This is a genomic window from Kribbella sp. NPDC026596 (assembly GCF_040638415.1).
GTDB lineage: Bacteria > Actinomycetota > Actinomycetes > Propionibacteriales > Kribbellaceae > Kribbella.
Window position 1 is genome coordinate 21,864 of record NZ_JBEZYF010000081.1, and the last position, 17,303, is coordinate 39,166.

18 protein-coding genes and 1 other RNA gene are annotated in these 17,303 nt (G+C 68.4%); 15 read left to right on the top strand and 4 right to left on the bottom strand.

Translation table 11 applies throughout. The features are described 5' to 3' along the window. The first annotated feature begins 84 nt into the window (after nucleotides 1-84). Together AB0E63_RS40170 and AB0E63_RS40175 are read left to right on the top strand one after the other, a co-directional pair. On the top strand, nucleotides 85-921 hold the full coding sequence (locus AB0E63_RS40170; RefSeq protein ID WP_360378206.1) for an MFS transporter: 837 nt from the start codon (nucleotides 85-87) through the stop codon (nucleotides 919-921). Beyond that, nucleotides 837-1,301, top strand: coding sequence for an MFS transporter (locus tag AB0E63_RS40175; RefSeq protein WP_360378249.1), 465 nt, complete (start codon nucleotides 837-839; stop codon nucleotides 1,299-1,301). Before AB0E63_RS40170 ends, AB0E63_RS40175 begins: the two co-directional genes overlap by 85 nt. On the opposite strand, the gene AB0E63_RS40180 is transcribed toward AB0E63_RS40175, so the two are convergent. Then, nucleotides 1,219-2,289 (bottom strand): PfkB family carbohydrate kinase, encoded by a 1,071-nt coding sequence (locus AB0E63_RS40180; RefSeq protein WP_360378208.1) that lies wholly within the window; start codon nucleotides 2,287-2,289, stop codon nucleotides 1,219-1,221. The two genes, AB0E63_RS40175 and AB0E63_RS40180, sit on opposite strands and share 83 nt — an antisense overlap. 103 nt (nucleotides 2,290-2,392) lie before the next feature. Between AB0E63_RS40180 and AB0E63_RS40185 the strand changes: the two genes are divergently transcribed. The 12 genes from AB0E63_RS40185 to AB0E63_RS40240 all read left to right on the top strand — a co-directional run bounded on the left by AB0E63_RS40185 (nucleotide 2,393) and on the right by AB0E63_RS40240 (nucleotide 11,135). Continuing rightward, nucleotides 2,393-2,773 carry a hypothetical protein gene (locus AB0E63_RS40185; RefSeq protein ID WP_360378211.1) on the top strand — a complete coding sequence of 127 codons (381 nt, stop codon included), beginning with the start codon at nucleotides 2,393-2,395 and terminating at the stop codon, nucleotides 2,771-2,773. After that, on the top strand, nucleotides 2,766-2,924 hold the full coding sequence (locus tag AB0E63_RS40190) for a hypothetical protein (RefSeq protein ID WP_360378214.1): 159 nt from the start codon (nucleotides 2,766-2,768) through the stop codon (nucleotides 2,922-2,924). The genes AB0E63_RS40185 and AB0E63_RS40190 overlap by 8 nt, the downstream gene beginning before the upstream one ends. A 185-nt stretch (nucleotides 2,925-3,109) precedes the next feature. Then, nucleotides 3,110-3,799, top strand: coding sequence for a cell division ATP-binding protein FtsE (gene ftsE / locus AB0E63_RS40195; protein ID WP_360378217.1), 690 nt, complete (start codon nucleotides 3,110-3,112; stop codon nucleotides 3,797-3,799). A gap of 19 nt (nucleotides 3,800-3,818) precedes the next feature. Beyond that, nucleotides 3,819-4,730, top strand: a complete 912-nt coding sequence (gene ftsX, locus AB0E63_RS40200; protein WP_360378220.1) for a permease-like cell division protein FtsX — start codon at nucleotides 3,819-3,821, stop codon at nucleotides 4,728-4,730. 87 nt (nucleotides 4,731-4,817) lie between these two features. Beyond that, nucleotides 4,818-6,245 (top strand): M23 family metallopeptidase, encoded by a 1,428-nt coding sequence (locus AB0E63_RS40205; protein WP_360378222.1) that lies wholly within the window; start codon nucleotides 4,818-4,820, stop codon nucleotides 6,243-6,245. Nucleotides 6,246-6,266: 21 nt separating this feature from the next. Beyond that, nucleotides 6,267-6,743: an SsrA-binding protein SmpB gene (gene smpB, locus AB0E63_RS40210; RefSeq protein WP_360378225.1), complete on the top strand. Its 477-nt coding sequence runs from the start codon at nucleotides 6,267-6,269 to the stop codon at nucleotides 6,741-6,743. Between the two features lie 106 nt (nucleotides 6,744-6,849). Further along, nucleotides 6,850-7,410: a DUF1707 and DUF4870 domain-containing protein gene (locus tag AB0E63_RS40215; protein ID WP_360378228.1), complete on the top strand. Its 561-nt coding sequence runs from the start codon at nucleotides 6,850-6,852 to the stop codon at nucleotides 7,408-7,410. Between the two features lie 121 nt (nucleotides 7,411-7,531). Beyond that, nucleotides 7,532-7,912: a transfer-messenger RNA gene (gene ssrA / locus AB0E63_RS40220) on the top strand. 182 nt (nucleotides 7,913-8,094) lie between these two features. Continuing rightward, nucleotides 8,095-8,514, top strand: coding sequence for a YciI family protein (locus AB0E63_RS40225; protein WP_360378230.1), 420 nt, complete (start codon nucleotides 8,095-8,097; stop codon nucleotides 8,512-8,514). After that, on the top strand, nucleotides 8,514-9,755 hold the full coding sequence (locus AB0E63_RS40230; RefSeq protein WP_360378233.1) for an RNA polymerase sigma factor: 1,242 nt from the start codon (nucleotides 8,514-8,516) through the stop codon (nucleotides 9,753-9,755). The genes AB0E63_RS40225 and AB0E63_RS40230 overlap by 1 nt, the downstream gene beginning before the upstream one ends. 145 nt (nucleotides 9,756-9,900) lie before the next feature. Beyond that, complete coding sequence (locus AB0E63_RS40235) at nucleotides 9,901-10,788, top strand: alpha/beta hydrolase (RefSeq protein ID WP_360378235.1); 888 nt, start codon at nucleotides 9,901-9,903, stop codon at nucleotides 10,786-10,788. A gap of 134 nt (nucleotides 10,789-10,922) precedes the next feature. Further along, on the top strand, nucleotides 10,923-11,135 hold the full coding sequence (locus tag AB0E63_RS40240) for a DUF6458 family protein (RefSeq protein ID WP_360378237.1): 213 nt from the start codon (nucleotides 10,923-10,925) through the stop codon (nucleotides 11,133-11,135). Between the two features lie 2 nt (nucleotides 11,136-11,137). Here the strand turns inward: AB0E63_RS40240 and AB0E63_RS40245 are convergent, their stop codons facing one another. The 3 genes from AB0E63_RS40245 to AB0E63_RS40255 form a co-directional block, all read right to left on the bottom strand. Continuing rightward, nucleotides 11,138-12,367 (bottom strand): epoxide hydrolase, encoded by a 1,230-nt coding sequence (locus AB0E63_RS40245; RefSeq protein ID WP_360378240.1) that lies wholly within the window; start codon nucleotides 12,365-12,367, stop codon nucleotides 11,138-11,140. Then, nucleotides 12,364-12,801: a MarR family transcriptional regulator gene (locus AB0E63_RS40250; RefSeq protein WP_360378242.1), complete on the bottom strand. Its 438-nt coding sequence runs from the start codon at nucleotides 12,799-12,801 to the stop codon at nucleotides 12,364-12,366. Before AB0E63_RS40250 ends, AB0E63_RS40245 begins: the two co-directional genes overlap by 4 nt. Before the next feature lie 70 nt (nucleotides 12,802-12,871). Next, nucleotides 12,872-14,593, bottom strand: coding sequence for an FHA domain-containing protein (locus AB0E63_RS40255; protein ID WP_360378244.1), 1,722 nt, complete (start codon nucleotides 14,591-14,593; stop codon nucleotides 12,872-12,874). A gap of 332 nt (nucleotides 14,594-14,925) precedes the next feature. Here AB0E63_RS40255 and AB0E63_RS40260 point away from each other — a divergent pair, with 332 nt between their 5' ends. Further along, on the top strand, nucleotides 14,926-17,229 hold the full coding sequence (locus tag AB0E63_RS40260) for a M4 family metallopeptidase (RefSeq protein WP_360378247.1): 2,304 nt from the start codon (nucleotides 14,926-14,928) through the stop codon (nucleotides 17,227-17,229). Nucleotides 17,230-17,303 lie beyond the last annotated feature (74 nt).

Sequence of the window (17,303 nt, forward strand, 5' to 3'; positions counted from 1 at the left end):
CTAGACAGTGCTCCCGATTGCGGTTGAGCCCTTGTTCGTTGGGCGGCGTCTGGTTGGGCGTCGTGGGATCTCAGGAGCGTTCTCTTGTCCGGCACTCGTGCCGGGAGCTACCGTGATGTGCTGCTGTTGCCGGCTGCGTTGCGCACGTTCGTGCCTGCGCTGGTCGGCCGGCTGTCGTACGGTCTGCTCCCGTTGTCGTTGCTTTTCACTGTCCAGCAGTCCACCGACTCGTTCGCCACGGCCGGTGCCGCGGTCGCGCTGTTCGGCCTTGCGTCGCTTTCGATGCCCTATAAGGCACGACTCGTCGACCGCTACAGCCAGCGCCGGATACTCCCGCTGCTGGCGGTTGGTTGCTCTGTCGCCTTGGTCGTACTCGCGTTTGCCACGAGCAACCTCTTGGTCGTCGGCGCGGCCGGACTGCTCGCGCCCCCGCTGGGACCGTCGATGCGATCCAACTGGCGACTGCTCACCGACGGGTCGTCGCTCAAGGAACGGGCCTATGCCTTGGATGCGGTCTCCGAGGAGACCCTGTTCCTGGCCGGCCCCTTGCTTGCCGGCGTCCTGATCAGCATCGTGTCCGCGCCCGCGGCCCTCGCCTGCAGCGCGGGTCTGATGGTCGTCGGCACCATCGCGATGGTCACCAGTCCGGTGGCCAAGTCCACGATCGCGCCTCCGCCGACCCGCCACCCCTTGGGGCCGCTCGTCATCCCCGGGCTGCGACGGATCCTGCTGGTCATCATGGTCACGGCCTCAGGAGTCAGCGTCGCGTATCTCTGCGTCGCCGGCGTCGCTCAGCGCGCGGGTAGCCCGGGCGCGCCGGGTACGTCGAAGCAGGGATCGGCCTCGGCAGTGCCGTCGGCGGGCTCCTCTGGGCTCGTCGCCGGCACACCCGGTCGTGGCAGACCCATCTCGCCGGGCTGATCGGCGTACTGGCCGTCGGCCTGCTGTCGGCGTCTCTCGCAACCAACCTGGTCGTGCTCGGGGTGGTGATGGCCGCCGCTGGTGTCGCGGTGGCGCCGTTGTTCGTGGTGTCCTACCTGGCCGCGGACGACGTCACCCCGCCGTACCAGCGCACCGAGGCGAGCACCTGGATCAACACCGCGAACAACCTCGGCAGCGCGGGCGGTTCGGCACTCGCCGGTCTCGCGATCGACCGGACCAGCCCGTCGCACGGGTTCCTGGCGGCCGGGCTCCTGCTCGCACTCGTTGCCGCGACCGTCAGGCGTCCGACAGGCGGGCGATGGTGGCCGAGGCGCGGCGGACGATCGGGACCGGGCCTTCGGGGAGTACGTCGCCGATGAACGTGTAGTGCTTGAGGATCTCGGGGTCGACGCCTCCGGGGCGGTGGCGGCTGTGGTCGCGGACCCAGTCGATGATGTCGCCCCAGCCGGGGGCCGCGAGCGAGCCGCCGAAGTGCTGCACGGACAGGCCGGCGCAGAGGTTGCCGAAGGCCAGGCGATGGGCGAGCGGCCAGCCGCGGAGCGTGCCGAGGACGAGCGAGGCGAGGAAGACGTCGCCGGCACCGGTCGGGTCGTACGAGTGGACCGGGAGTGCGGGCACCTGCTCCTCCTCCCCGGTCGTCGAGTCGATCGCGAGTACGCCGTCCGCGCCGTTCGTGACCACCGCGAGGGGGACCCGCTCGGCCAACTTGTGCAGCGCGGCCTTCGGGGTGTCGGTACGGGTGTAGGCCATCGCCTCGGTCGCGTTCGGGGTGAACGCGTGGAAACCCTCGAGCACGTCGAGCACCGCGGGCGACCACTCGTCGGTCGGGTCCCAGCCGACGTCGCCGAACAGCAGCGCCCCGGACTGCATCGCCTCGACGGTCCAGCCGGGGAGTTCGTCCTCGACCGGGACGATCGCGGAACGGGTCTTCAGGCCGGGCCCGACGAGTTTGCTCGGGTCACCGGGGGCTTCGTGCGCGTGCGTGACCATGGCCCGGTCCCGTTCGAGCGACATCGACACCGTGACGGGCGAGTGCCAGTGACCGATCCGGCGCGAGTGCGACAGGTCCACGCTCTCCTGGTCGGCCAGGGTCCGCCAGCAGAAGTCGGCGTACACGTCGTCACCGAAGACCGCGGCGAGGCCGGTCTTCAGACCGAGCCGGCTGGCGGCGATGGCGAAGTTCGCGACACCGCCGGGGCAGGACCCCATGCCCTCGGCGAAGATCTCGGTCCCGGTGGTCGGGGCCGACTCGAGGCCGGTCAGCACGATGTCGAGGAACACGGTTCCCTGTACGAACACGTCGTACGCGTCGGAGTCGTCCATCACGATGACACTGCTCCTTGTCATGCTGGCGGTTCTGTCGGTGGCCGGTGGAATGCTCCTTCGTAGCATCATCGACCGGTCAGCACCACGGAATTGGGAGAACATTGATGAGTGCCAGGGTGTGTCCGTGATTCCGACCTGGATCGCGGTGGTGGGTGTCATCATGGCCGCCCTCAGTCCGTTGCTCGTCCTCGGTGGCGTCGCGCTGGGTTCGTACATGGTCCGCAAGTCGGATCGCGAGCTGAACACCTGGCGGCATCGCGAGGAGACCATGCGAATGGTCCGGTGGGCGGTCGAGCAGATCCTCGAGGGTGAGGACGCGGGCACGGACGCGGGTGTGGTCACGCTGCGTTCGCTCATGCGGTCCGAGCTGTTACAACCCGAGGACTACGAGCTGGTCGCGGCGCTGACGGCCTCCGTTGCGATCGACCGGGTCGGCCCGGCGGCGTACGCTGATATTGCGGACTTGGACGTCGAGATCGTCGAGGGAGACAGTGAGAATGGCTGAGAAGAGGACCTTGAAGGTCTCCCGCCAGGCCGTCGAGCTGGCCAGGTTGCATGTCGAGGCGGCCCGCCGCGCCGGCCGCAAGCCCGAGCCGGTCCTGGCCCGCATCGCCGACGCCCGCCCGGACAACGGCACGGCCCCCAGCCCGGCCTGATCCCGAGTCGTCGTACGTCGTACGTCGTGCACCGGCTATCGGACGCACACGTACGGACCGGCCCGCCTGGTCGGCGGCACGCCCGGGAGCCCCTACACTGATCGACGGCCGCTCCGGTGGCGTACGGTGCAGAACGTGGTTACCGTCGCGTCGCTCCCTGTTCCCGACCACGGCCGGATGATCCCGTGATCCGCTTCGAGAATGTGTCCAAGACGTACGAGGGCCAGTCCAAGGCCGCTCTGCTGAACGTCAACGTCGAGATCGAAAAAGGCGAGTTCGTCTTCCTGGTCGGCACCTCCGGGTCCGGCAAGTCGACGTTCCTGCGTCTGGTCCTGCGTGAGCACCGGACGTCCAAGGGTCACATCATGGTGGCCGGCAAGGACCTGAACCGGCTGGCCAGCTGGCGGATCCCGCAGATGCGCCGGCAGATCGGAACCGTGTTCCAGGACTTCCGCCTGCTGCCGAACAAGACCGTCTCGGAGAACGTTGCGTTCGCCCTGCAAGTGATCGGCAAGCCCCGCTCGCACATCCGCAAGACGGTGCCCGAGGTGCTGGAGCTGGTCGGCCTGGACGGCAAGGAGGACCGCCTCCCGGACGAGCTGTCGGGCGGTGAGCAGCAGCGGGTCGCGATCGCCCGCGCGTTCGTGAACCGGCCGATGATCCTGATCGCCGACGAGCCGACCGGGAACCTGGACCCTGGTACGTCGGTGGGCATCATGAAGCTGCTGGACCGGATCAACCGGACCGGCACCACGGTGGTGATGGCCACCCACGACGTGTCGATCGTCGACCAGATGCGCAAGCGTGTGATCGAGCTGGAGAACGGTCATGTCGTCCGCGACGAGTCGCGCGGCGTCTACGGCTACCAGCACTGAGAACAGGGATTACTGACTGATGCGCTTGAACTACATCCTCTCCGACCTCGGCATCGGCCTGAAGCGGAACCTCTCGATGACGATCGCGGTCGTCGTCACCATCTGGGTCTCGCTGTCGCTGTTCGGCAGCGCGCTGCTCGCTCGCGAGCAGGTCGACCTGATGAAGGGGAACTGGTACGACAAGATCCAGATCTCGGTCTTCCTCTGCACCAAGGACTCCGGCGGCCGCGGCTGCTCCGGCGCCGAGGTGACGCAGGAGCAGAAGAACCGGATCCAGCAGGTCATCACGCAGAACCCGGATACCGCGCCGGACGGCGTGTTCTCGGAGTCGAAGAAGGAAGCGTTCGACTCGTTCAAGAAGCTGTACAAGGACTCGCCGATCGTCAGCACGGTCACCGAGGACCAGATGCAGGAGTCCTTCCGGGTCAAGCTGCGCGATCCCCAGAGCTACCAGAACCTGGTCAGCGCGGTCAGCGGCCTGCCCGGCGTCGATACCGTCCAGGACCTCAGACAGTATCTGGACCCGTTGTTCAAGGCGCTGAACGGCTTGCAAGTCGGCGCGCTGGTGGCGGCAGGACTGCTGCTGGTCGCCGCGCTGATGCAGATCTCGAACACGATCCGGTTGGCGGCGTACGCGCGCAGACGTGAGATAGGCATCATGCGCCTGGTCGGCGCGTCGAACTTCTATATCCAGCTGCCGTTCCTGCTCGAAGCGGTCCTGGCAGCACTCATCGGCGCGGTCCTTGCCTGCGGCACCTTGTGGGTCGGGGTGTACTTCGTCGTCATGCAGCGGGCCCAGGAGACGTTCCGGGTCTGGCAGTGGGTCGGCGCCACCGAAACCTTCCGCGCCACGCTCATCATGGTCGTGGTCGGGCTGGTGCTGGCGGTCGTCCCGACATTCCTGACAACGCGGAAATACCTCAAAGTCTGACCCGGGTGACTTATCGTGCAGTACCAGGAGTCACAGCAGTAACTCCTGTACCGCACGACAACTTCATCCAGAGCAAGGGGTCGACCTGTGGTCCCGCACTTCCCCGGTGCGAACCCGCGCGAGCGGGGGAGCATCAAGCGAGACGACAGCACCGGCACCTCCACTCCGCCGTACCCGCGATCGCGCACGAGACCGCAGGGCCGGCAGACGGTGGTCGCCGCTTGCTGCCTTGTCCTGTCCCTGTCCGCCGGAGTCCTGGCGGCGGTTCCGTCTGCCCAGGCGGACCCGCCCGATCCAGCCGCCAAGAAGAAGCAACTCGACTCGCAGATCAACCAGCAGAAGGCTGATCTCGCCGAGGCGTCCGACCAGCTCGGCAAGTCCGTCGCCGCGTACAACCAGGCGGAGGTGAAGTACCAGGCCGTCCAGGTCCGGTACGCCGCCGCGCAGGGCAAACTGGCCGCCGCGAAAGCTGCCGATCTGGTCGCCGCGAGCAAGCTCGCCGGCGCCGAACTGGCGTTGCGTGCGGCGGTCGCCGACGTCGAAACCGGCGAGCGGCTGATCGCGGAGAAGCGCGCGTTGGCCGGCCGGGCCGTGCGCTCGGCGTACCAGCAGCAGAACAGCCTGGTCGGGCTGTCGATCGCGCTGCGCGGCGCGTCGCCGGCCGACATCGCCACCGGGATGCAGGTGCAGCGGAACGTGTTCGGCATCCAGGGCAACGCGATCACCGACCTGAACAACGCGCAGGCGCAGCTCGCCAGCAAGCGGGTCAAGGTCGCAGCCGCCGAGAAGGCTGCCGCAGACGCCCGGGCCGAGGCCGCCCGGACGGTCCAGCAGGTCACCGAGCTGACCAAGCAGGTCGCGGCCGACAAGGCCGAGGCCGCCGCGATCGCGCAGGTCAAGCTGGTCGCGTACAAGGCTGCTGAGAAGGAGAAGAACACCGAGCTCGCGCAGTACAACTCGCTGCTGGCCGAGCGGACCCGGGTCCAGCAGATCCTGATCGCCCGGGCGAAGGCCGAGAAGGCCGCCGCGGCGCGACGCAAGGCGGCCGCGGAGAAGGCCGAGCGGGCGAAGGCGCGCAAGGAGGGCCGGCCGCCGCGGAAGATCCCGGACAACTCCGGTGACGGCCGACTCAGCTACCCGGTGAGCAGCTACATCACGTCGCCGTACGGGATGCGGTTCCACCCGGTGCTGCACTACTGGAAGCTCCACGACGGCACCGACTTCCGCGCCCCCTGCGGGACGCCGATCCGCGCCGCGGCCGATGGGGTGGTGACCGACAAGTACTACAACGGCGGTTACGGCAACCGGCTGTTCGTCTCACACGGAGTGATGGACGGCTCCTCGATCACGACCGTCTACAACCACCTGTCGCGCTACAAGGCCCACGTCGGTGAGCGGGTCAGCAAGGGCGAGATCATCGGGTACGCCGGGACGACCGGCTACTCCACCGGCTGCCACCTGCACTTCATGGTCTACCAGGACGGCAACGTGGTTAATCCGATGAAGTGGCTCTGACGAATCTGGGATACTGGTCGGATGGTGAAACAGACCGGCCAGCAGAAGCCGATCGCGCAGAACCGGAAGGCGCGACACGACTACCACATCGAGGACGTGGTGGAGGCCGGGCTGGTGCTGACGGGGACCGAGGTGAAGTCCCTGCGGCAGGGCCGGGCCTCCCTCGTCGACGCGTTCGCCGCGATCCGGGGGAACGAGCTGTGGCTGCAGGGGATGCACATCCCTGAGTACAAGCACGGGACCTGGACCAACCACGAGCCCCGGCGGACCCGCAAGCTGCTGCTGCACAAGGACGAGATGCAGAAGCTGATCAGGGCGGTCGAGCAGCAGGGCGTGTCGCTGATCCCGCTCTCGCTGTACTTCAAGGACGGGTACGCGAAGGTCGAGCTCGCCACCGGGCGCGGTAAGAAGGACTACGACAAGCGGCAGGCCCTGGCCGAGCGCCAGGCCGACCGCGAGGCCCGGCGCGCCCTGTCGGATCGGACCCGCGGGCGCTGAGCCCGGTCGGCCTCCGGCGTACCCGAGTGGTGGCTGGGGTCGGGTCAGGGGTTGCTCGGGGCTGCACCCGATGGGGTGCGCGGCGCCCGGCGCGCAGAGTGGAGGCATGTCCACTTCAGACCTGCTGGTGACGCCGGCTCAACGGGATCGCGCCGTCGAGATCCTGAAAGAAATGTACGCCGACGGCCGACTCGACCACGCCGAGTTCGACACCCGGCTGGAACTGGCGCTGAAGGCCCGAACCAGGGCCGAACTGAACAGCACGTTCGACGGACTCGTCTCCCGGCCGGTCCCGACGTACGCGCCCGCCGCCTTCACCCGCCCGGCCCCGCTCCAGCGGTACGACGCCAACGGGCGCGGCATGGGGACGGTCGCGCACTGGCTCGGGTACCCGACGTTCTTCGTCGGGCCGGCGATCGTGGTCGCGACGGCCGGTCAGAAGAACCCGGCGGTCCGCAGGCACGCGGTCGAGGCGCTGAACTTCCAGCTGAGCGCGTTCGGGGCGTTCGCCCTGCTCGGGATCGCGACCGGGGTGACGCACGGCTTCACGGGCTTCCTGTTCCCGCTGCTGGGCATCCTCTGGTTCATCCTCACCGGCATCGGCGGCCTGGCCACCGCGGTCGGCTCGAATTTCCGCTACCCGTTCACGCTCCGCCTGATCAAGTAGCTCCGGTTGACCGCCCCCGCAGGCTGCTCTGGGGAATGTGAGGTGCGGGCGGTCGGTTGGACTTGGTAGTGTGGATCTTCCACCCGCCTCTCGGGGCTGGTGGGAGTTTGACAACTCAACAGGGGGTGAACGGTTTCGACTTTGGACGTTAGTTCCAAGAGAAGCGGGCCGAGGATCCAGGGTTATCTCGTTAACGATCTCTGGAAACCAATAACTGCCAACGTTAATTCGCGCAGTAGCTTCGCTCTCGCCGCCTGACGGCCTGAGCACCTAAAGAAGCGGTCAGCCCGGGGATGCTTCCGACCCGGTTCCTGGCCTCAGCTAGGAAGCTTGCTGTGCTAGCCCGGTCACGGGGTTAGTACGGGACATTTACAGTGACTGAGCCTGTCAGCGACTTCGTCTGCGAGAGTGCTGGGGCTGAGAAAACGTTTAGCAGACTGCGCCCGGAGAAGTCTTGGAGCGACGCTGAAGGACGCGGGTTCGATTCCCGCCACCTCCACCCCCGTACGAGAAGGCCGGCCCACTGGGCCGGCCCTTCTCGCGTCTCGGCACCCACCTGGTCCCGGGTCGCGCGAGAAAACTTCGGCGTCCTGTCGAATCCGTCCCTTCCCGTTCGACGCAGGGGTGAGCCAGGGTTGAATCGGTCAAGGGGCCGATCCCGGGCGGACGCGAAGGAGCACAGCGATGAAGGTCATGGTTCTGGGCAAGGCGACGGTGCAGTCCGAGGCCGGCGAGTTGGGTTCCGCCGAGGAGTTCGCCGCGATGAACGAGTTCAACGAGAAGCTCGTCGAGGCGGGCGTCGTGCTGGCCGCCGACGGACTGCAGCCGACCAGCAAGGGCAAGCGGGTCGCCTTCGACGCCGACGGCAACACCCGCGTGATCGACGGCCCGTTCGCGGAGACGAAGGAGCTGATCGCCGGCTTCTCGATCTGGGAGGTCGCCTCGATGGAGGAGGCCGTCGAGTGGGTCAAGCGCTCGCCGCTGCGCGACTGCGAGGTCGAACTCCGCAAGATCTTCGACGCCGACGACTTCGGCGACTCCTTGCCGGCCGAGATCGCGGCGGCCGAGCAGCGGATGAGCGCAGAGTCCGCCGCCCAGCAGTAGTGACCTCAGCGACCCAGCAGGCGATCGACGCAGTCTGGCGGATCGAATCCGCCAGGCTGATCGCCGGCCTGGCCCGTGTCGTGCGCGATGTCGGGCTGGCCGAAGACCTTGCGCAGGACGCACTCGTCGCGGCGCTCGAGCAGTGGCCCGAGTCAGGTGTCCCGGACGCTCCCGGCGCCTGGCTGATGGCCGTGGCGCACCGCCGCGGCGTCGACACGATTCGTCGCGCCGTGACACTGCGGAGCAAGGTCGAACTGCTCGGTCACGAGCTCAGTGATCACGAGGCTCCGATGGACGAGATCGAGTTCGGCCCGCACGTCGAAGACGACGTACTGCGGCTGATGTTCACCGCGTGCCACCCGGTGCTGTCGATCGATGCCCGCGTGGCCCTCACCCTGAAGCTGGTCGCCGGGCTGTCGACGGAGGAGATCGCCCGCGCCTTCCTGGTCCGGACGACCACGATGGCAGCACGGATCACCCGGGCAAAGAAGGCGCTCACCGAGGCCGGCGTGCCCTTCGAGGTTCCCGTCGGCGAGGAACTCGCCGACCGGCTGAGCTCCGTCCTCGAGGCCGTCTACTTGGTCTTCAACGAGGGCTACACGGCCACCGCCGGCGAGCAGTGGGCGCGCGCCGAGCTGTGCCAGGAGGCGATGCGCCTCGGCCGCATGCTCGCCGCGTTGGCAGCCGGCGAGGCCGAGACGCATGCCCTGGTGGCGTTGATGGAGATCCAGGCGTCCCGGCTGCGCGCCCGCACCGGGCCCGACGGCGAGATCATCACGCTCGACAAACAGGACCGGGCTCGCTGGGACCGGTTGCTGATCACGCACGGTCTCGCCGCGCTGGAGCGGGCCGAGGAGATCGGCGGCACCGTCTCCTATGTCATCCAGGCGCAGATCGCGGCCTGCCACGCCAGAGCACCGCGTGCCGAGGACACCGACTGGGTGCGCATCGCCTCCCTGTACGGCGACCTCGTCGCGCTGACCCGCTCGCCGATCGTCGAACTGAACCGCGCGGTTGCCGTGTCGATGGCCGACGGACCGGCCGCCGGGCTCGCTGTGACCGACGGATTGCTCGACGTCGCCGTGCTGCACAGCTACCACCTGCTGCCGAGCGTGCGCGGCGACCTGCTGGCCAAGCTCGGCCGCTCCGCGGAAGCACGAGCCGAGTTCGAGCGCGCCGCCGTGCTCACCTCGAACGAAGCCGAGCGCACACACCTGCTCGCCCGGGCCGGCAGCTCCTGATCTCGTCACGCATGCGTGCAGCCACCGTCAGTGAATATCGCCGGATCGGGCAGATGTGGGGCAGCTCGTGGGTTGTGACAGAGGGATGCCAGGTGGGTGCCAGCGGGGGTGGGCATCGTGGGGTCACGGATGAGGGAGGTCGGGGATGCGTGGGGTTGACTGGCGACAGGGCATGATCGCCGCGAGGGACGGTGCGCCGATCGGGGTGCAGAGTTTCGGCGCCGGTCCGGGGATCGTGGTGATTCCGGGGAACAATCGGCGGGCTCACCACTACGAGGGTTTGGCTCGGGGGCTGGCGGGGGCTCACACGGTGCACGTGATCGAGCGGCGCGGCCGTGGGGTGAGTGGGCCGCGCGGTACGTCGTACAGCGTGGAGACCGAGGTCGACGACGTACTCGCGGTGATGGAGGACACCGGCGCACAGATGGTGTTCGGGCACAGCTACGGCGGGTTGGTGGCGCTGCATGTGGGACTGCGGCAGCCGCTGGATGCGCTGGTCGTCTACGAGCCGGCGGTGAGCATCGACGGATCGTTCGACGCGAGTTGGCTGAGCACATTCACCGAGCAGCTCGACGCCGGCCACCGTACGGCGGCGATGGAGACGTTCCTCAAGGGCACGGGCTTGGTGCCGTTCAAGGCGACACCGTTGCTGTGGGCAATTGCTTTCCTGATGCTGCACGGGTCCGGCGGGCGCGAGACGCGCGACCTGATGCCGACCACGCCGGCCGAGATCGGCGAGATCGCCCGCCTCGACTCCGACGGCAGCCGGTACGCCGCGATCGCGTCGCGGACCCTTCTCCTCGGTGGTGAGAAGTCGCCCGCGTACCTGACCGGCGTACTCCCGCGCCTCGCATCGATCCTGCCCGGCGCCGAGTACTCGATCCTGCCCGACCTCGACCACAACGCGCCCGACGAGAACGCCCCGGATGTCGTGGCTCAGCAGATCCGCCGAGTCATCGTCCGTGCCGAGCGGTCCCAGCTGGAGCACGACGTACGCATCGTCGACCGGCGAGTGCCAACGCATCGGGATTGACGATGGATTGGGCCTCGCCTGGCGCGACCATCCCGCCTCGCCGACTACCGCTGAGAGCGTCGTTTCGCCCCGGAATCGTTGGGTACCGCGAAGTGTCGCAGTGCAACGTACGGGGAGGATCGGAGGAGGTTCTCGTGGGAATCGGTGTATCCGTGTTCCTGCTCGCCGTCGGCGGCGTGCTCGCCTTTGCCGTCACGGATCGGCTCAGCGGGGTCGACCTGACCGTGGTCGGGTACGTCCTGATGGGTGCCGGCGCGATCGGCATCGTGGTCGCGCTCATGCTCGCCAACCAGAGCCGCAGATCGACCCACACCACGGTCCAGGAGCGGCGTGACCTGCGGGACTGAGCTCATCGGAGGGGGCGGAAGGTGCGGCGGAGGTCGGTGGTCCATTCGGTGGGGAGTTCCCAGGGGATGAAGTGGCCGCCGTTGGGGTGGGCGGTGAGGTTGGTGTGGTTGTACCAGGAGGCGCGGTCGCTGTTCAGGAAGTTCTGGATGCGCTCTTCGGGGGTGCTGACGCCGGGTGGGTTCTCGTAGCCGACGAAGGTGATGCCGGTCGGGGCCTCGATGACCGGCGTACGGTTGTGCGACGGGGTCCACGGGTACCGGTTGTTGTTGGCGTACGTACGGATCGAGGTGTCGATCGCGTTGCCGGCCCAGTAGATCGTCGCGTGGGTGAGCAGGTCGTCGTCGCTGAACGCCTTGTCGCCCTCGGACCAGCTCAGCCAGCGCTCGAGGATCCAGGCGAGCATGCCGGCCGGGGAGTCGGCCAGGCCGAAGCCGAGGGTGCTCGGGTCCAGCACGTGGGTGGCCAGGTGCGCGGCGAAGCGACGTTCGAGTTCGACAATCCGATTGTGGACAATCGACGGCAGACCGGACGGAATCGGATTGCCGCCGCTCAGGTCCCAGCCGCGGTCGCCGTTGAAGAAGCTGAGCTTCAGCCCCGAACCGATGTGGATCCCGTAGAGCTCGTCGGCGTACTTGTGCCCGAGCTGCCCGGTCACCAGCGCGCCGACATCGCACCCCGCGGCGGCGTACTTCGGATGGCCGAGCACGCGGGTCATCAGCTCGTGCCAGACGTCGGCGATCTTCCAGAAGTTCATGTCCGGCTGGTTCGTCAGCGGCGTCGAGAACCCGAACCCGGGCAGCGAGGGCACGATCACGTCGAACGCGTCGGCCGGATCACCGCCGTACGACGCCGGGTCGGCGAGCTGGTCGATCACCTTCGACCAGTGCCAGAACGTCCACGGCCAGCCGTGACTGAGGATCAGCGGGATCGGGTTCGGTCCGACGCCGGGCTTGCGCAGGAAGTGCACGGGAACGCCGCCGACGTCGACGCGGTAGTGCTCGTACGCGTTGATCGCCCGCTCCGCCGCGCGCCAGTCGTACCCATCGGCCCAGTACTCGGCCAGGGGCTGCAGGCGGGTACGGCGTACGCCGTAGAAGCCGTCGTCGTTGCCTACGTCCAGCGGCCACTTGGTCGCGGTGAGCCGGCGGCGGAGGTCGTCGAGGACCTCGTCGGGGACGTGGATGGGGGTTGGTACCAGGTCGGTCATCGGGTGCCTCACAGGTGCGGTCATGGGGTGTCCTCGGCGGCGATCTCGGTCAGGCGGGTGAGGACTTCGACGGAGCCCGCGAGTACGGCGCGCTCCTCTGGGGTCAGCTGGTCGATCAGGTGGGTCAGCTTGGTAACCCGGTTGGCGTGGCGGGAGCGGACGATCTGGCGGCCGGCGCTGGTCAGCGACAGGAGCATCGCGCGTCCGTCGGTGGGGTCGGGGCGGCGTTGCAGGAGCCCGTCTTGTTCGAGCTTTGCGACCAGGCTGGTCAGGGCGGGCTGCTTGAGTTGCTCGGTCGCCAGCAGGCCGGTCAGCCGCAGCGGTCCTTTGCGCGACAGCGTGTGCAGCACCGACAGCGTCGAGAAGTTGAACCTCCGCACCGACGGCAATCGGATGAAGATCGTGTTGAAGTCCTCGATCACCGTGGTCAGTCGATCCACGTCCAGCTGCTCCGCCATGTGGGGAACTATATCAATCTTCGATGTAACTCTGTCGACGGGTCGACCGGGGAAGGCAGGGTCGTCGGGATCAGTTGCTGAGGGTCAGGCCGGCGACGGCCACTCCGGCGTCGCCGGACTTCAGGGTGAGAGTGGCTGAGGTGGTGGCGTCCGGGAGGTGGCCCTTGAAGGTGATGGTGCCGTGGTCGGAGCCGCCGTTCGGGATGCTGCCGGGCCACTGGCTGCGTGAGGTGTCGGCGCGGAGGGCGCTGCCGTCCTCGCCGGCCAAGGTGGCGGTGTTCGTGAGGGGGAGCGAGACGGGCTGCTTGCCGGCGTTGGTGAGCTTGACTTCTACGCGGGTGAAGTGGCTGGTGTACGTGACGTTCTCGACCGTGACGGTAAGGCTGCCGGTGGGTTTGGCGACGGGCTTGATCAGGCGGTCCTCGCCCGACTCGTTGCCGGTCAGGTAGCCGCCGACGTACTGGGCTCCCGCGGTGAGGGCGAAACCGCCGACGCCGACGCCGAGGAGTACGACGACGATCGCGATGACGATCGAGACGTCGAGGCGGCTGGGGGCGCGGTTCGTGGGCGCGGCCGCGTCGAGGAGGGCCACGATCATGGCCACGACCAGGGCGATCGCCGGCGGGATCAGCCAGCGCAGCGCACCGCCGGGGCCGTCGGCGAGGAACGTGACGGTCAGGTTGATCAGCAGGCCGAGGACGATGATGAACGCCGCGATCAGCAGAACGCGCAGCAGGCGGACGGTGCCGACCTCTTCGTCGCCCTCTCCGGTCATGACCCCGGCGCGGTCGCGGTCCCTGTTCCGGGTGCGGTCCCGGTCTCCGTTCCGGCCGCGGTCGCCTGTGGTGCGGTCGGCGGAGGGGAGGCGGCGGTCCGGCTGGTCGCCTTGGCGGATGTCGGGCCAGCTTGCTGATTCGTTCCAGTTGGGCTGGGACTGCTCGATCTGTGCGGCCGGCGGGTTGTCCCACGGGGAGCGGGCAGGCTCGGGGTTGTCCGCCGACGGGTACGCGGCCCAGGCGGCGTCGGGCGCGCGATCCCCCGGCTCGCCGGGGCCTTGGTACGACGGTTCGCCGGAGCCTGGGTACGACGGTTCGCCGGAGTCTGGGTACGACGGATCCGCGGGGAAGAGCGGGAAGTTGCTGGGGGCATCCGTTCGGCGGGGCTCGTCGGGTGCTGCCGGCGGCGGGGCGGGAGCGTCATGAGGCTCGGACTCCGCGAAGTTGAACGGCCTCCGCTCACGCTCCTCAGGCTCGAACGGCCTCTGCCTACGCTCGTCGTGGGTGGGCGGTGGGCCTGTGGTGGCGGGCGGGGGTGTTGCTTGAGGAGCCGGCGGCGCAGGGGGTGTTGCGGGAGGAACTGGCGGCGCGGCGGGTGCGGGCGTGGGAGCCGGGGTGGCGGCGGGCGGGCCAGCGGGGCCGGACGAGGGTGGGGCGGGGGGTGCGGTGGGCGGCGGGGCGGAGGGGGTGGGGGGTGAGGTGAAGGCGGCCGGGGCCGGGGCCGGCTGGGATTCGTGGAAGGTGAGGACTGAGCGGCCGATGTGGATCCGGTCGTTGTTGGTGAGGGGGGTGGGCGCGGCCAGGCGGCGGCCGTTGAGGCCGGTGCCGTTGCGGGACTCGTCGTGCAGGGTCCACGTCGTACCGGTGCGGGTCAGGCGGGCGTGGATACGGGAGATCTGGTCATCGGCCTGGAGCCGGACGGACGCGTTCGAGGCACGCCCGATGGTGACGTCGTCGCCCCCGGCCGACAGCGTCCACCGCTGCGTACCGAGTGACAGCGCGAATTCGGTTTCCACTCACACCCCAGCCGGCAGCCTACCCGTCTGCGCGATTCTGCCCGCAACGCCCGCGATTGGTCCAGGCCACCCCCGAATCGGCCGGCGTGATGTTGCCGACGCGGGCATGACAACGAGGTCATTGTCTGACTCGTGCCAACGGCATTGCAGCGCCTTGCCCGGCCCGGGGAGCGGGCATAGTGTCCGTCCGCGCGATTCATCGGCGGCCGATGGAAGGGGGAGGGCAGGAAACCGGTGGATAGGCCGGAGGTCCCAGACGGAGGTGGTGCACCCGTCTGCAGTCCGGCGAGGCGCAACCCGCCCAGCACCGTTGTCGCGAAGGGACCACATCCATGGTCTTGTTTCAGCGTTCCCGCAAGCCCGCCGCCGTACTGGCTGTCACCAGCCTCGCGGTAGCGGCACTCGCCGCCCTCGGGTCGTCAGCGGCAGGTGCCGCACCGAGCGCGGCACCCCCTCCCCGGCCGTCGCAGGCGCAGTCGAAGGCGTATGCCGCCGACGCTGCCTCCACACTGGTCGCGAACCGGCCCGCCGGTCTGCACGCCGGGAAGAACGACCAGTTCACCGCGAAGTCGGTGATCTCCGAGCCCTCGGGTCTGCAGTACGTCCCGTACGAGCGCTCGTTCAAGGGTCTCCCGGTGATCGGTGGTGACTTCGTCGTGGTCACCGATGCCAACGGGGCCGTGAAGTCCACCTCGGTCGCCCAGACCACCGCCGTACCCGATCTGTCGACGACCGCGAAGGTCACCGCGGCGGCCGCCAAGTCGACGGCGACCAACCAGCTCAAGCACGTCGACTCGTCCACCACGCCGACGCTGGCCGTCTACGCCCTCAACGGCACGCCGAAGCTGGCGTGGCAGTCCCGGGTCAGCGGCAACAACGGTCACGAGCCGTCCAGCCTGTCGGTGTACGTCGACGCGCAGAGCGGCAAGGTGCTCGGCACCAAGGAACACGTGATGGCCGGCAACGGTACGGCGGTCTACAGCGGTCCGAACCCGGTTCACTTGGACACGACCCTGACCGGCAGCACCTACTCGATGAAGGACCCGAACACCACCAACCTGTCCTGCCAGGACGCGGCGAACAACACCACGTTCTCCGGTCCGGACGACAACTGGGGCAACGGGACCGCCGCCAACAAGGAGACCGGCTGCGTCGACGCCCTGTTCGCCGCGCAGACCGAGAAGCACATGCTGACCGACTGGCTCGGCCGTAACGGCATGGACGGCAACGGTGGCGCCTGGCCGATCCGCGTCGGCCTGAACGACGAGAACGCGTACTACGACGGCTCCCAGGTCCAGATCGGCCACAACACGGCCGGCGGCTGGATCGGCTCGATCGACGTCCTGGCGCACGAGATGGGCCACGGCATCGACGACCACACGCCGGGCGGTATCTCCGGCAGCGGCACCCAGGAGTTCGTCGCCGACACGTTCGGCGCGGCGACCGAGTGGTACAGCAACCAGGCGGCGGCGTACGACCCGCCGGACTTCCTGGTCGGCGAAGAGGTCAACCTGGTCGGCAGCGGCCCGATCCGCAACATGTACAACCCGTCGGCCCTCGGCGACCCGAACTGCTACTCGAGCTCGATCCCGGGCACCGAGGTGCACGCCGCGGCCGGCCCCGGCAACCACTGGTTCTACCTGTTGTCGCAGGGCAGCAACGGCTCGCCGTCGAGCCCGACCTGCAACAGCTCGACGGTCACCGGCCTGGGCGTCCAGAAGGCGATCCGGATCATGTACAACGCGATGCTGATGAAGACCAGCAGCAGCTCGTACCTGAAGTACCGGACCTGGACCCTGACCGCGGCGAAGAACCTGTTCCCGGGCAGCTGCACCGAGTTCAACACCGTGAAGGCGGCGTGGGACGCGGTCAGCGTTCCGGCGCAGGCGGCTGACCCGACCTGCACCGTCAGCGGCGGCGTCACCGTCACGAACCCGGGCAACAAGACCGGTACGGTCGGTACGGCGATCGCGTCGTTCACGCTGTCGGCGACCGGCGGCACCGCGCCGTACACCTGGTCGGCGACCGGCCTGCCGGGCGGGATCACGATCGGTTCCTCCACCGGGACCGTGTCCGGCACCCCGACCGCCAGCGGCACCTTCAACGTCACCGCGACGGCGACCGCGAGTGCCGGTGGTTCGGGCAGCACGTCCTTCACCTTCACTATCGGCGGCACCGGTGGCTGCTCCGGCCAGAAGCTCGGAAACCCGGGCTTCGAGACCGGTACGGCGGCGCCGTGGTCGGCGTCGGCCGGGGTGATCGACAACACCGCCTCCCAGCCCGCGCGTAGCGGTACCTGGAAGGCCTGGCTGGACGGCTACGGCAGCACCCACACCGACACTCTGAGCCAGTCGGTGGCGATCCCGGCCGGGTGCAGCGCGACGTTGTCGTTCTACCTGCACATCGACTCCGCCGAGACCACCACGACAACGCAGTACGACAAGCTCACCGTGAAGGCGGGCACGACCACGCTGGCGACGTACTCGAACCTGAACAAGGCAAGTGGTTACTCGCTGAAGTCGTTCAACGTGTCGTCGTTCGCCGGTCAAACGGTGTCGATCAGCTTCACCGGCACCGAAGACAGCTCCCTGCAGACCTCGTTCGTTATCGACGACACAGGCCTCAACCTGAGCTGACCTGAAACACGCCGGCCGCCCTACCCCCCCGCGGGGGACGGCCGCCGGGTCGGGCGAGAGGTGAGGGTGCTCCG